This is a genomic window from Magnetospirillum sp. WYHS-4, assembly GCA_039908345.1.
In the GTDB taxonomy this organism is placed as follows: Bacteria; Pseudomonadota; Alphaproteobacteria; order Rhodospirillales; family GLO-3; genus JAMOBD01.
On the sequence record JAMOBD010000078.1, the window covers coordinates 1 to 12,327 of the forward strand.

At 64.5% G+C, this 12,327-nt stretch carries 10 protein-coding genes; 7 read left to right on the forward strand and 3 right to left on the reverse strand.

Translation table 11 applies throughout. From position 1 onward, the window contains the following. Positions 1–422 (reverse strand): nicotinate-nucleotide diphosphorylase (carboxylating) (locus H7841_16315; GenBank protein ID MEO5338432.1); only part of this gene is annotated, 422 nt, incomplete at its 3' end. Further along, positions 412–1,428, reverse strand: coding sequence for a quinolinate synthase NadA (nadA, locus tag H7841_16320; GenBank protein MEO5338433.1), 1,017 nt, complete (start codon positions 1,426–1,428; stop codon positions 412–414). The genes nadA and H7841_16315, both read right to left, overlap by 11 nt. A 94-nt stretch (positions 1,429–1,522) precedes the next feature. On the opposite strand from nadA, the gene H7841_16325 reads away from it, so the two are divergent. The 6 genes from H7841_16325 to H7841_16350 all read left to right on the forward strand — a co-directional run bounded on the left by H7841_16325 (position 1,523) and on the right by H7841_16350 (position 10,510). Continuing rightward, complete coding sequence (locus tag H7841_16325; protein MEO5338434.1) at positions 1,523–2,674, forward strand: M20 family metallopeptidase; 1,152 nt, start codon at positions 1,523–1,525, stop codon at positions 2,672–2,674. A 138-nt stretch (positions 2,675–2,812) separates the two neighbouring features. Further along, on the forward strand, positions 2,813–4,015 hold the full coding sequence (locus H7841_16330; GenBank protein MEO5338435.1) for a GGDEF domain-containing protein: 1,203 nt from the start codon (positions 2,813–2,815) through the stop codon (positions 4,013–4,015). A 196-nt stretch (positions 4,016–4,211) separates the two neighbouring features. Further along, positions 4,212–4,457 carry a YfhL family 4Fe-4S dicluster ferredoxin gene (locus H7841_16335; GenBank protein ID MEO5338436.1) on the forward strand — a complete coding sequence of 82 codons (246 nt, stop codon included), beginning with the start codon at positions 4,212–4,214 and terminating at the stop codon, positions 4,455–4,457. Between the two features lie 168 nt (positions 4,458–4,625). Beyond that, positions 4,626–6,776, forward strand: coding sequence for an adenylate/guanylate cyclase domain-containing protein (locus H7841_16340; GenBank protein MEO5338437.1), 2,151 nt, complete (start codon positions 4,626–4,628; stop codon positions 6,774–6,776). A 175-nt stretch (positions 6,777–6,951) separates the two neighbouring features. Continuing rightward, positions 6,952–9,531 carry a PAS domain S-box protein gene (locus tag H7841_16345; GenBank protein MEO5338438.1) on the forward strand — a complete coding sequence of 860 codons (2,580 nt, stop codon included), beginning with the start codon at positions 6,952–6,954 and terminating at the stop codon, positions 9,529–9,531. Positions 9,532–9,718: 187 nt separating this feature from the next. After that, complete coding sequence (locus tag H7841_16350) at positions 9,719–10,510, forward strand: undecaprenyl-diphosphate phosphatase (protein MEO5338439.1); 792 nt, start codon at positions 9,719–9,721, stop codon at positions 10,508–10,510. Between the two features lie 142 nt (positions 10,511–10,652). Here H7841_16350 and H7841_16355 read toward each other — a convergent pair whose 3' ends face one another. After that, on the reverse strand, positions 10,653–11,537 hold the full coding sequence (locus tag H7841_16355; protein ID MEO5338440.1) for an ATP-binding protein: 885 nt from the start codon (positions 11,535–11,537) through the stop codon (positions 10,653–10,655). A 235-nt stretch (positions 11,538–11,772) separates the two neighbouring features. On the opposite strand from H7841_16355, the gene H7841_16360 reads away from it, so the two are divergent. After that, a partial coding sequence (locus tag H7841_16360) for a hypothetical protein (GenBank protein MEO5338441.1) occupies positions 11,773–12,327 on the forward strand: 555 nt, incomplete at its 3' end.

A 12,327-nucleotide genomic window follows, 5' to 3' on the forward strand; every position in this document is an offset into this window, starting at 1 on the left:
CCCGGCAGGGTCTTGCGGGTATCCAGCAGCACGGTGCCGGTGCCTTCGATGGCGTCCACATAGCGCCGCGTCAGGGTGGCGATGCCTGACAGGTGCTGGAGGATGTTGAGCGCCGTGCGTTCGGCGGTCAGCAGGGCGCGGGCCGGGCCTTCCACCCGCGCCAGCACGGCGCCGGCTGCCAGGCGTTGGCCGTCTTGCACCTCCGGCTGCCAGGCGATGGCGGGCGAGACGGCGGAAAAGACCATGCCCGCGATGGGCAGGCCGGCGACGACCAGGGCTTCGCGGGCGGCCAGCGTGCCGGCGAAGCGGGTATCCGCCGGGATCACCGACAGGGAGGTGAGGTCCCCCGTCCCCACGTCCTCGGCCAGGGCGGCGTCGATGACACGGCGGACGTCGGCTTCGGTCAGCGGCTCAGGCAGCATCTTGGCGGGCCGGCCGGGCCGGCGGCGACATGTCCAGCATGCGCTGCAAGGGCTTGAGCGCCCGCAGGCGCAGGTCCTCCGGCATGGCGACGGCCGGGGCCTCGTTGACCATGCAGAGGTAGAGCTTTTCCAGGGTGTTTTTCGCCATGAAGGGGCAACTGGCGCAGTTGCAACTGCCGTCCGCCCCGGCGGCCGGGATGAAGATCTTGTGCGGCGCCGCCTTTTCCATCTGGTGGATGATGTGCTTTTCGGTGGCGATGATGAATTCGGGCTGCGCCGATTTCAGCACGTAATCCAGGATCATCCTGGTCGAGCCGATGTGGTCGGCGTGGTTCAGGATGGCGTCCGGGCATTCCGGATGGGCGACGACGGGGGCGGCCGGATGGCGGACCTTGAGCTTGACGAGTTCCTGTTCCGAGAATTGCTCGTGCACGATGCACGAGCCCGGCCAGAGCGTCATCTCGCGGCCCGTCCGGCGGGCGATATAGGCTCCCAGGTGGCGGTCGGGCGAGAACAGGATGGGCTTGTCGGCCGGCAGTTGGCGGACGATGTGTTCGGCGTTCGACGAGGTGACGATGACGTCGGACAGCGCCTTCACCTCGGCCGAGCAATTGATGTAGGTGACCGCGATGTGGTCCGGATGCTTTTCCCGGAACTGGCGGAAAGGCCCGGGCTGGCATGAATCCTCCAGCGAGCAGCCGGCTTCGTGGTCGGGCATGACGACGGTCTTGCCGGGGCTCAGGATCTTCGCCACCTCGGCCATGAAGCGCACGCCGCAAAACACGATCATGTCGGCGTCGGTGGCCGCCGCCTTGCGCGACAGGTCCAGGGAATCGCCGACGAAGTCGGCCAAGTCCTGGATCTCGCCGTCCTGATAGTAGTGGGCCAGGATGACCGCGTTCTTCTCGCGGCGCAGGCGGTCGATCTCGGCCTCCAGGTCCAGGGTGGAAGGGATGCCGCGCTCGGTCAGCGCGCCTTCGTTGGGCAGGATGATGGTGTCGGCCATGGCCTCGGGTCCCGGACAGTCGATGGGGGCGGCGAAGAATCTTGCAGTTTTTCGCCGCCGCGCCAAGCTTGATTATATCACGAGGAGGCTTCCCATGCCCGTTCCCCCCGCCGTCGCCGCCCTGGTTCCCGAGATGACCCGGTGGCGGCGAGACATCCACGCCCATCCGGAGGCCGCCTTCGAGGAACGGCGGACCGCCGCCCTGGTGGCGGAAAAGCTGCGCTCCTGGGGGATCGAGGTGACGGAAGGCGTCGGCCGTACCGGGGTGGTCGGCAGCCTGACGACGGGCGAGGGGCCTTGCCTCGGTCTCCGCGCCGACATGGATGCCCTGAAGATCGTCGAGGCGGAAGGGCTTCCCCATCGGTCGACAGTGCAGGGCCGCGCCCACGCCTGCGGTCACGACGGCCATGTGGCGATGCTGCTGGGCGCCGCCAAGGTCCTGGCGGAAAGCCGGAAGTTCAAGGGCACGGTACGCTTCGTCTTCCAGCCGGCCGAAGAACTGGAAGGCGGCGCCGACGCCATGGTCCGTGACGGCCTGTTCGAACGCTTCCCGATGGACGAAATCTATGCCCTTCACAACTGGCCGGCCCTGCCCGAAGGCAGCTTTGCGGCAATTGCGGGACCGGTGATGGCGGCCTGCGATTCCTTCGAAATGGTCGTCGCGGGCAAGGGCGGCCATGGAGCCATGCCGCATCTGGCCGTCGACCCCATAATCGCCGGGGCGGCCGTGGTGCAGGCCTTGCAGACCATTCCGTCCCGTCTCACCGATCCTTTGGACGGGGTCGTGGTCAGCGTCACCGCCTTCCAGGCAGGGGAATCGATCAACGCCATCCCGGAACGGGCCATCCTCAGGGGAACGGTGCGCAGCTTCCGCCCCGAGGTGCGCGACGCCACAGAATCCCATTTGCGCCGCATCGCCGAGGGCGCGGCGGCGGCACACGGGTGCCGCCTGATCCTCGATTACAAGCGGCGCTATCCACCAACCGTCAACCATGCCGGCCCGGCGGCGACCGCCGCCCGCGTGGCGGGGGCCCTGGGGGCGCTGGTTGCCGCCCGGCCCAGCACCGGAGCCGAGGATTTCTCCTACATGCTGGAACGGACACCCGGCTGCTACGTCTGGCTGGGGGCGGGGCGGGGAGAGAGCGAATCGGGGCTGCACAATCCCGCCTTCGATTTCAACGACGCCGTGCTGCCCCTGGGCGCCACCTTCTGGCTGAGACTGGCGGAAACCGTTCTCGCCGACTAGATTCCGGCAATTCCCCCTATTTCCTATGGTAAATGGTACACATAGAAAAACCATTACAAGTCGCATGCTTGCATGAAGTTTCTCAATCTGTAAGATGCGGCGACGTTCTTTCGGGGGGGGTGTCGAAAGGACACGGGCATGGGCATGGGAATTGTAGAGCAAGGCACGGCAGCGATCCGTGACGTCGTAAGGCGCATCCTTGGCGAAAGCCAAGCGGACCTGCGTGGGCTGATGCTGCCGCGCTACCAGTCGGAACTGGTGGCGGCGCAGCGGGCCAGCCTGATCATTTCGCGCGTCCGTCTGGTCTCGATCTTCTTCGCGGTGCTGACGCCGCTCTGGATCGTCCTCGACATCATCTTCTTCTGGCCGGAACTCTGGACCAATCTGGCGGTCGGCCGCGTGGTGGCCGCGGTGGCATTCCTGGGGTTGTCGCTGTCCTACCAGCGGTCAGAACGCATTCTGGATGCCTATTTCTCGATGGCGATTCTGTTCGCCATCCCGACGGCATTTTTCGCTTATTCCCATTTTCTTTTCGCCGGAGCCGACCGCGGCTTGTCGGGGATGGCGGCCAGTTTGGCGGCCGGCTATGCCTTCCTTCCCTTCGTGATGGCGGCGGGCCTCAGCATCTTTCCGCTCACCGCCCTGGAAGGGGTGGCCTTCGCCGCACCGGCGGTGATCGTCGAGTTGATAGCCAGCCGCTTCGGTGCGGTCCTGATGGAAGGCGACACCCAACTGGGCTTGGTCTGGTTGCTGGTTCTGATTTCCGCCGTGGCGGTCATGTCCGGCATGAGCCAGTTACACTATTTGATCGAGATCATCATCAAATCGTCTCACGACCATCTGACCAGCGCCTTCAACCGGGCGGCGGGGGAGGAACTGCTGGAAAAATACTTCCTGCTGGCCCAGCGCAACCGGACGCCGCTCAGCCTGATTTTCTTCGACCTGGACAAGTTCAAGTCGGTCAACGACGGTTATGGACACGAGGCGGGCGATATCGTGCTGCGCGACGCCGCCGCCAATATCATTGCCTCGATCCGCAAGGTCGACCTGTTCATCCGCTGGGGCGGCGAGGAATTCCTGGTCGTCGCGCCCTACGCGCCGGGCGATCGTACCAACGCCCTGGTCGACCGGATCGCCGAGACCGGCCTGGGCACACGGCCCGACGGCAAACCCGTCACCGCAAGCATGGGACGGGCGGAAATCCTGGCCGATAATCCGGAGACCCTGGAGCGCCTGATCGAGATCGCCGACGGTCGCATGTATCGCGCCAAGCAGTCGGGCCGCAACCGGCTCTGTTTCGGCGATGGGCCGGACGATTTTCTCGCCGACATTTTTCGCTGAGCACCATAGCGCCCCGGCACGGCGTCGGCCAACTCCACGGATAGAGTCGCCTTTTCAAAGCATTGTGACCTGTTCTTAAGAGGGCTCGTCTTGTGTGCGCTGCCGAAGGGCTGTTGCCTGACCGCCCGATTGCGGCTATGGATGAGTGGCCATTTTCGGCGGCACATGAATCAACTAGAAACGCGGAGTCCCTGCCATGTCCCTGATCATTACCGACGACTGCACCAACTGCGACGCGTGCAAGCCGGTCTGCCCGAACGAAGCGATCAGCGAAGGCGACATCATGTATGTGATCGACCCGGATCGCTGCACCGAATGTGTCGGCGCGCACGACGAACCGCAGTGCGTCCTGGTCTGCCCGGTCGACTGTATCACTCCCGATTCCGACCGGCAGGAATCCAAGGATGACCTGCAGGCCAAGTACAAACGTCTGCACGGCTGACCCAGGGGAACGCGTTTCCCCCCGACCGATAGGGGGAGGAAAGGGGAGTGGCCTTTTCCTTCCTCTCCGGGCTCGCCCCTGCTCCCGGTGATGGCGGGCCGGGGAGACCGGAGTCTTCCCTGTCGTTCCGCCGCAAGCTAGGATGCGGCAACGGCGCAAGGGGGCCCGATGAAGCGGCTGTTTCCGATCTGGCTGACGCTGGCGGTCCTGTTCGGGGCGGTGATGTTGCGTGCCCAGGACCCGGTGTTCCTGTCGACCCTGCGCCACGCCTTGTTCGATGCCTACCAGCGGTGGAAGCCGCGTCCCTACCAGCCGTCCCCTCCTATTCCCGTTAGAATTGTCGATATCGACGAGGAAAGCCTGTCCCGCCTGGGGCAATGGCCGTTGCCTCGCAACCTGCAGGCGGAGATCGTCGAGCGCCTGCGCGACATGGGCGCCAAGGCCATCGCGTTCGACATCCTGTTCGCCGAACCGGACCGCAGTTCCCCATCGTCCATTCTGTCCCGTCTTCCCGAAACCGAGCGCCCGGCCTTTCAGAGCCTGATTGATCGCCTGCCCGATCACGATGCGGAACTCGAACGGGCGGTGGCCGGTGGCAGGGTGGTTCTTGGATTTTCTCCCGCCGATTCGGGAGAGGTCGATCCCCTGCCTCCGCCAAGATTCCGGATTGTCGCTCCACGGGGCGATCCGCGGCCGCACTTCCTTCGTTTCGACGGTGCCGTGACGGCGCTGCCGGCGTTGGTCGCCGCGGCGGGCGGCGTGGGAGCCCAGGATTTCTGGCCCGAGACGGATGGCGTGGTGCGCCGATTTCCCTTGTTGCTGACCATCGGCGGTGAGGTCTACCCCTCCCTGGCGGCGGAAGCGGTACGCGTCGCCCTGGGTGTGGACGAGATATCGGTCCGTATTTCCGCTTCCGGCCCCTTCCTGGGGCTCGACGGCGAGGGGGCGATCAGCGGCCTGCGCATTGGCGCCCACCCGGTTTTCACCGATGGGCGGGGGCGTTTGTGGCTGCATTTCACCCCCAGCCGGCGCGAACGCTACCTTCCGGCCTGGAAGCTGCTGGCCGGCGAGATCAGTCCCGAGCAGATCAGGAACGCCATCATTTTCGTGGGGACCTCGGCCAAGGGATTGCACGACCTGCGCTATATTCCCCTGGGGGGGGCGATGCCGGGCGTGGAGATCCAGGCGCAAATCGCCGAACAGATCCTGCAACGTGACTATCTGATCCGTCCCGACTGGGCCGATAGCGCGGAGATCGCCTTCATCGGCCTGCTCAGCTTCGCGGTTCTGGCCCTCATGCTGCGTTTCGGCCCTTTGATGTCGGTTTTGATCTGGGGGCTGGCGACCATGGGTACCTTCGCGCAATCGCTTCAGCTCTATTCCGCCACCGGATTGCTGTTCGACCCCGTCTTTCCGGCGATGACCGTGCTGCTGGTCTACATCGTCATGTCCGTCACCCGCCATGCGCACAGCGAGGGCGAGCGGCGCTGGATTCGCGAGGCCTTCAAAAGTTACGTTTCGCCCAATCTGGTCGAGGAGATCATCAATCATCCCGCCACGCTCCAGTTGGGGGGGGAACGGAGGGAGCTGAGCTTCGTCTTCACCGATCTGGAAGATTTCACCCGCTTGGTGGAAAAGGCACAGCCGGGCGAATTGATCCCCTTGCTCAACGAATACCTCAACGCGATGATCCGCATCGGCTTCCGCCATGGCGGGACGCTGGACAAAATCGTCGGCGATGCCACGGCCTTCTTCTTCAACGCGCCGGTGCCGCAGGCGGATCATGCCGAGCGTGCCCTGGCCTGCGCCCTGGAAATGGATGCCTTCGCCAGCGCCTTCTCGCGGCGCAAGCGCACCGAGGGCCACGCGGTGGGCACGACCCGGATCGGCGTCCATACCGGCTCGGTGATTGTTGGCAACATGGGCGGCGACATCTTGTTCAACTACTGCGCCCATGGCGATGCCATCAACACGGCTTCGCGCCTGGAAGGGGCCAACAAGTATCTGGGGACGCGGATCTGCGTCAGCGGCGAAACGGCGGGGCGCTGCAAGCGGTTCCTGGGGCGTCCGGTGGGAAATCTCCTGCTGAAGGGCAAGCAGGACGCCATTGCCGCCTTCGAGCCCCTTCCCGATGGCGAGACCGAGGCAAGCGCTGCCTACCGCAAGGCCTACGCCCTCTTGGAAAGCAATAGTCCGGACGCGTTCCATGCTTTCGTCGATCTGGCGGAGCGTTTTCCCGACGATCCATTGGCCGCCCTCCATCTTGAACGGATGAGGCGTGGAGATAGATGCGTGACGATAACTCTCAACGATAAGTAGTTAACGCGATGGCCGGAAGCCCTCGCTTTCCGCCCTGGCTTGAAGTACCCTTTCGGCTCGCCCGTCTTGGGGAAGGTGGGTGGGAAGCCCCGGTGTTGATGCCGGTCGGGGGCGGGCGGCGGCGAGGGTACCGATGTTCAGGCTTTTGCGATACTTCGCGGCGACGAGTGGCGTCGTGCTGTTGCTCGTGGCCCTCGGGCTCGGGTTTCTGTACCGCGAGGATCAGCTTGACGAACACCTGTTGCTGACCCAGGAGGAAAATGTCCGCCTGGTCCAGACTTTCGCCAATACGTTTTGGCCGCAATTCCTGCCCTTTGTCCGTAGCGTCGCCGGCCTGGAACGCGAGGCGCTGCAAAAGCGCGGCGAGCTCAAGGCCATCGATATCGCGGTGCGTTCACTGGTCACCGGCCTGCCGGTTCTCAAGGTCAAGCTTTACGACCTGAGCGGGCTCACCCTCTATTCGCCCATTCGCTCGGAAGTCGGCAACCGGGTCGGCGACAAGCCGATCTTCGTGGATGCCGCCTTGGGCGGTCGAGCCCAAAGCGAGATGTCCTTCCGCGCGCGGTTCCAATCCTTCGACGTCGAAGTCGTGGACCGCTGGGTGATCGAGACCTACGTGCCGGTGCACGATACCGCCGGCAAGCTGGCGGGCGTCTTGGAAGTCTATTCCGATGCCACCGGCACCATGGACCGCATCATCTCCAGCCAGATCACGGCTTTTTTCGTTTCCATCGGGGCTTTCGGATTTGTGTACGTGCTTCTGGTGCTCCTGGTCCGGCGAGCCGATGCCATTCTGCAGCGCCAACACCAGGATCTGGAACGCAAGCAGTTGGAACTGCGCGAAAGCGAACAGCGCTTTCGCGCCATCGCCGACTATACCTTCGATTGGGAAAGTTGGCTGGATGTCGACGGTAAACCGCGCTGGATCAACGCGGCGGTGGAGCGTCTGGCTGGCTATCCGGTCGCCGAGTGCTTGGCCATGCCGGACTATCCCCTGGGCATCATCCATGAGGCCGACCGGGGCTTGGTCGCCGGCCACCTGAAGGCGGCACACCGGGGCGATTTCGCCACCGATGTCGAATTTCGCATCGTTTGCCGCAATGGCGCCATCAAATGGGCCAATGCCTCCTATCAGCCGATCTTCGCCGACGATGAAGCCTTCATGGGATCGCGATGGAGCATCCACGACATCAGCGACCGCAAGCGCGCTGAACAGCGGCTCCGGGAATCCGAGATGAAGTTCCGCTCGGTCAGCCAATCGGCGGTGGACGCCATCGTTTCGACCAATGCCATCGGCCAGGTGGTTGCCTGGAATTCTGGCGCCGCCCGGGTTTTCGGATATGAGGAAGCCGATATCCTGGGCCACAACGTCGACATCTTGATTCCCGAGCGGCTTCGGTCAGCCCACCGCGAAGGCATGAGCCGCTTCGCCCAAACCGGCATCTCCCGCATCCTGGGGGAACCCACCGAATTCGTCGCCTTGCGCCGGCATGGCGGGGAATTCCCCATCGAACTGGCGTTGTCGTGCTGGGACATGGACGGAAAGCCCTTCTTTACCGCCATCGTCCGCGATATCACCGAACGCAAGCTGGCCGAGGAAAGGCTGAGGCACAGCGAGGAAATCCTGCGGTCCGTGATCGACACATCGCTGGACTGCATCGTCACCATCGATCACCAGGGGCGTCTGGTGGAATTCAACCCGGCCGCCGAATCCGTCTTCGGCTATCGCCGTGCCGACGTGATCGGCAAGGATCTAGCGGAATTGATCGTTCCCGCTCGCCACAGAGACGCCCACCGGGCCGGACTGCGGCGATTTATCGCCACGGGGCAGGGCACCGTGCTCAACCGCCGCCTTGAACTCTCCGCCATCGGGGCGGACGGTGGGGAGTTCCCGGTCGAACTAGCAATTACCGTGGTGCAGGGCCAAGCGACGCCGCTGTTCACCGGATATCTGCGCGACATCACGGCCCGCAAGGAAGCGGAACGGCAATTGGCGGAACGCTCGGCCGATCTGGAACGCTCCAACTCCGAACTGCAGCAGTTCGCCTACGTGGCATCGCACGACCTGCAGGAACCGTTGCGCATGATCACCAGCTATCTGGGACTGTTGAAGAAGCGCTACGACACGCAGTTGGGTCCGGAGGCGAGCGAGTTCATCGGCTTCGCTGTCGACGGGGCTAGTCGCATGCAGCGTCTGATCAAGGATCTGCTCGACTATTCGCGGGTGGGCACACGCGGCAAGGAGTTCCTGGCCGCCGATCTGAACGTCGCCCTGGAAGAGGCGTTGTCCAATCTCAAGGCCCGCATCGACGAAACGGGCGCTACCGTCGACTCCGGGCCGCTGCCGACTCTGGTGGTCGACGACTCCCAGATGGTCAGGCTGTTCCAGAACCTGATCGGCAATGCTCTCAAGTATCGTCGTCCCGACGTCGCCCCGCGGGTGCGGGTGTGGGCCGAGAAGCGGGACGACTACTGGGTTTTCGCCGTCGAGGACAACGGAATCGGCATCGCCAAAGAGCACTTCGACCGGATATTCATGGTCTTCCAGCGCCTGCATGGCCGCAAGGAATATGAAGGCACGGGCATCGGCTTGGCGATCTGCAAGAAGATAGTCGAGCGCCACGGTGGACGCATCTGGGTGGAGAGTGTGCCGGGCGCGGGAACGACCTTCCTGTTCCGCCTGCCTGCCGGTTCCCATGGGGAATTGGCAATAGTACGCAAGTCCGGCTTGACCGGGACGGCCGCCCATGGCTAAAGTCTCAGGCCTTTCGGGAAACGGGCGGGTTTGACAGGGACATGGACTGAGAATATCGGAGGGCCGCCGGCTTGCCAGGCGGCCCCCAGCTTTTCCAGGCCCATCCTTCGGCGCGCGCCCGGACCGCCGCCGTATCACTGGAATGATGGCGGAGGCGCCGTCTTTTGCCGGAGCCCCGACCGTGACCCTGCTGCTCGCCGCCTTCCTCGGCCTGATCGAGGGCCTGACCGAGTTCCTGCCCGTTTCGTCCACCGGGCACCTGGTCCTGCTGATCGATCTGCTGGGCTTTCCGGCGCCGCCGGGCAAGACCTTCGAGATCGTCATCCAACTGGGCGCCATCGTCGCCGTCTGTCTGCTCTACCGCCGGCGCCTGTGGCAGGCGGTGGCGGGTCTGGCGAACGATCCCCGCGAACGGGCTTTCGTGCGCAACCTGCTGCTGGCCTTTCTGCCGGCCATGGCGGTCGGGGCCATCGCCTATCCCCTCATCAAGCGCCTGCTGGGCGCGCCGGTGGTGGTGGCGGCGGCCCTGGTGCTCGGCGGAATCGCCATCCTGGCTATCGAACGCTGGATGCGGGTCAAGCCGCGTTATCTGGCAGTCGATGACTTCACTGCCGGCCTGTCGTTGCGCATCGGGCTGTTCCAGGTGATTTCGATGGTGCCCGGCGTCTCGCGGTCCGGTGCCACCATCATGGGGGCGCTGCTGTCGGGTGTGGAGCGGAAGGCGGCGGCCGAGTTCTCGTTCTTCCTCGCCATCCCGACCATGGCGGGCGCCACCGCCTATTCGCTCTACAAGAACTGGGCGGCGCTCGACTTCGGGGACGTGGGCGTCATCGGCGTCGGCTTCGCGGCCGCCCTGGCGACCGCCCTGGTGGTGGTGAAGGCCGCCCTGGCCTTCATCGGCCGCCACGGCTTCGCCCCCTTCGCCTGGTATCGCATCGTCGTCGGCGGGATCATGCTGGCGGTGCTGGCGGCGGGCTGATACCAACCGGCGAATGATTTGACCGGTTGGTATCTTCATTCTTGGCCCTCGCCGGGCGCTCACTTCGCTCGCTTGGCCGCGGCCTCAATGGCCGCTCGATACCGGCCAACGAGTCGGTTCGGGTGTTGGCGGGTATGAGGGGTCAGGCCGGCAGCACCCTTTCGGGCGGGAAGCGGACGATGGCTGTGGTGCCCTGGCCCAGGGCGGTGCGGATTTCCAGGCTGCCGTCGTGGGCCTCGATCAAGCCCTTGGTGAGCGGCAGGCCCAGGCCGGTGCCTTCGTAGCGGCGGGCCAGGCCGCTATCCACCTGTCCGAAAGGCTGCAGGGCCTTTTCCAGCCCGGACTCGTCCATGCCGATTCCGGTGTCGACAATCTCGAACAGCAGGGTTCCGTCCGCCTCCAGCTTGCCTTCAAGGGTGACTTGGCCATCGGGTGGGGTGAACTTGACGGCGTTGGACAGCAGGTTGACCAGGATCTGCTTGACCCGGCGGGTATCGGCCCGCAGGCGCGGCAGGTTCTCTCCGACCGCGTTGACCAGCCGGACCTTTCCCTTGTCGGCCCGCTGGCCGACCAGACGCAGGGAGGTATCGGCGATGCGGGCCGGTTCCACTACTTCGATACTCAGTTCCAGGCGGCCGGCCTCGATCACCGAGACGTCCAGAATATCGTTGATAAGGCTGAGAAGATGCTCGCCGGATTCGTAGATGTTCTCGATATACTCCTGGTACTTGATATTCCCCAGCGGTCCGAAGGCGCCGTAGCGGATGGTATCCGAGAAGCCGATGATGGCGTTCAGCGGCGTGCGCAACTCGTGGCTCATGTTGGCGAGGAATTCGGACTTGGCGCGGTTGGCCGCCTCGGCGTTCTCCTTGGCCGCCAGGGTCGCCTGGCGGTCGCGCTCGCGTTCGATCACCCGCCCCAATTGCGTCCCCACGTTGAGGAGAATGCCGGTGAGCGCCGGGTTTTCCTCCATCGGCGACGTGGAAAAGAACTCCAGGACCGCCACCACATCGGTGCCCGACAGCACCGGCAAGCCGAAGCCACCCTTGATGCCCCCGGTTGAAGGTCGGGCATTGAGTGGCGTCGGGCAGGCAGATGGGACGTGCCGCGGCTAGAACCATGCCCGGCAATCCCTCGCCGCGCTGGAAAGCGAACGCCGATGTCGCATCGCGGAAGGACTCGACGCCGGTACTGCCTTCCACGTGCCAAAGGCCCGAGGGAACCAGACGCAGCTCCGGATCGTCGCCGTCGATCAGATAGACGTGGCCGAACTGCCAGCCAGCGAAACGGCAGATCTCGGCCAAGGCCACCCGGAAGGCTTCACGCCAGCCAGAGGCCTCGTTGGCCGCCGCCGCCACGGTCTGAAGGAGTCGCACCGCGTTGCCCTGCTCGCGCAGCGCCCGTTCGACTTCCTTCAGTTCGGTGATATCCGTCACCACGGCGAAACTGCCGCGGAACGCCCCATCCGCGCCGAACAGGGGCTGGGGTGCCATGAGGGTGGGGACGAGGCTGCGGTTCTTGCGTTGCCAGGACAACTCGTACATCGCCCGGGCACCTTCGCGGCGGTGGGAAAGGTTTTCGTCGAGGATACGCCGATTGGCTTCGTCAAAGAATTCTCGGACCGGACGGCCGATCATTTCCGAGATCGAGTAGCCGAGCATCTCGCAGAAGCGTTGGTTGGCATAAGTGAACCGGGCATTGTCGTCGATCACCGTCAGGCCGTCGTTCATGGTCTCGATCAAGGTTCGGTAGCGTTCTTCGCTTTCCTGAAGTTCGCGAGTGCGCTGCTCGACCCTGACTTCCAATTCGTCGCGTGT

Coding starts and splice junctions, on each gene's coding strand:
- H7841_16330 (MEO5338435.1), top strand. CDS start 2,813: ATGGGCATGGGAATTGTAGAGCAAGGCACGGCAGCGATCCGTGACGTC.
- H7841_16335 (MEO5338436.1), top strand. CDS start 4,212: ATGTCCCTGATCATTACCGACGACTGCACCAACTGCGACGCGTGCAAG.
- nadA (MEO5338433.1), bottom strand. CDS start 1,428: ATGGCCGACACCATCATCCTGCCCAACGAAGGCGCGCTGACCGAGCGC.
- H7841_16340 (MEO5338437.1), top strand. CDS start 4,626: ATGAAGCGGCTGTTTCCGATCTGGCTGACGCTGGCGGTCCTGTTCGGG.
- H7841_16325 (MEO5338434.1), top strand. CDS start 1,523: ATGCCCGTTCCCCCCGCCGTCGCCGCCCTGGTTCCCGAGATGACCCGG.